Below are 1,492 nucleotides of genomic sequence, written 5' to 3'. Positions count from 1 at the left end.
TATATATATAATGCAGGTAGATCTTGATAAAAAGTTTTAAGATTAAGAAAAGGAGAAAAACAAGTATGAAAAAATTACTTAGTTTATTAAGTGTATTAACAATTAGTGGAACTGCTGTACCAATAACAATTGCCGCTAGTCCTTATCAAAAAGAAGAAAAAATAAATAGTAAATTTAATTATTTGCAAATAAATAATTTAAAAACTTTAAATAGAAATAAAAGAGATGTATACGAAAAGAATGAAATAGAATCAAAATATCATTTTTTAGGAAAAGATGAGTTTTTTTTATCTCTTATCCCTAATTTTTGAGAAGAAATTATTGTTTTATATTATGAATCTCTATTATTGAATTGCGATAAATTTTACGATAATATAGAGATTCTTTCTTTTCTAAAATCTACACTGAATTATGATGAAGAATTATGCAAAGTAGATTTTTTTTCACGTGAATTTAAAAATAAACTTTTTAATAGTAATTATGAAAGAGGTTTTTTTGCAATAGGTGGCACAGAAGTTGAATTAGTCGCAAAAATAATATGATTTAATTGGGAAAAGGTAAATAAGGTTTGAGAAGAAAGTGACAGAACCAAAAGAATAAGAATTGTGGGAAGTTTACCAATAATTTCTGATCCAAAATCTTATACAAATACAGATCATTATTCTTCAACAAATATAAGAGATAATGAAGAATTTCTTATTAACACTAGACTTGATAGAATGTGACAAGATTTTGATGGTAAATTAAATGAGCCGGGAGATATTAATTTAGGGATAATTGAAAATGATAGTAATAATTCTATATTAAAAAGATTCAAAGAACTGTTTTCAAAATTAGACACGTCACAATTTGAAATTATTGATAAAAGCAAGTACTCTTATTTTAGTAATAATTCTTTAGTAAAAATTAATGTTAAAAAAGATAGTAATGTTTATCCGATTAAATCTTTTAAAAAAAGTTTAATTTTTATTTCTAAACAAACTTTTGATAAAGAATTAGAAAAAATTGAAAAAGAAGATTTAATTCAAAAATGAAATTCAAATTTTGATGAATGAAATAATGAAATTAATCGTCAAATTAGAGAAGATTTTCCTCATAAGTCTGAAAGAGAAAAAAGAACATGAAAAGGCGATAAATATAATGAACTAAAAGATAAATTACTTAATTTAGATCATATTTTAGTAACAATAGATAATAAATTTAAAATAAAGGAACTATATAAGACTGTTCAAGGTTTGCAAGAAGAAATTAATAGTTTAAAACAACAAATAAATGCATTGGAAGAAAAAATAAATAAAATTAAGTATGACTTATATGATGATGAAAATTTAGAAAAATGCTCTAAAGGTAGCAGTTTTATTTCAAAAAGCGCAAAATATATTCCTTCTTTTGGAACATTAATTTCAAAAGCTATAAACTCAATTGGACAAATTTGTGATTTGGAAAAATAAAAAATAATATACTTACTAATGGAAATAAAATTACTATATTA

At 22.3% G+C, this 1,492-nt stretch carries 1 protein-coding gene; it reads left to right on the top strand.

Features of this window, described 5'->3' with window-relative positions:
- The first annotated feature begins 65 nt into the window (after positions 1-65).
- Positions 66-1,451, top strand: coding sequence for a hypothetical protein (locus EHV01_RS05500; RefSeq protein ID WP_422066581.1), 1,386 nt, complete (start codon positions 66-68; stop codon positions 1,449-1,451).
- Positions 1,452-1,492 lie beyond the last annotated feature (41 nt).

Source organism: Spiroplasma sp. hy2 (assembly GCF_044714365.1).
Lineage (GTDB): Bacteria > Bacillota_I > Bacilli_A > Mycoplasmatales > Mycoplasmataceae > Spiroplasma > Spiroplasma phoeniceum.
Note: the sequence above shows the minus strand (reverse complement) of the source record. Positions and strands in the feature narration are given on the sequence as shown.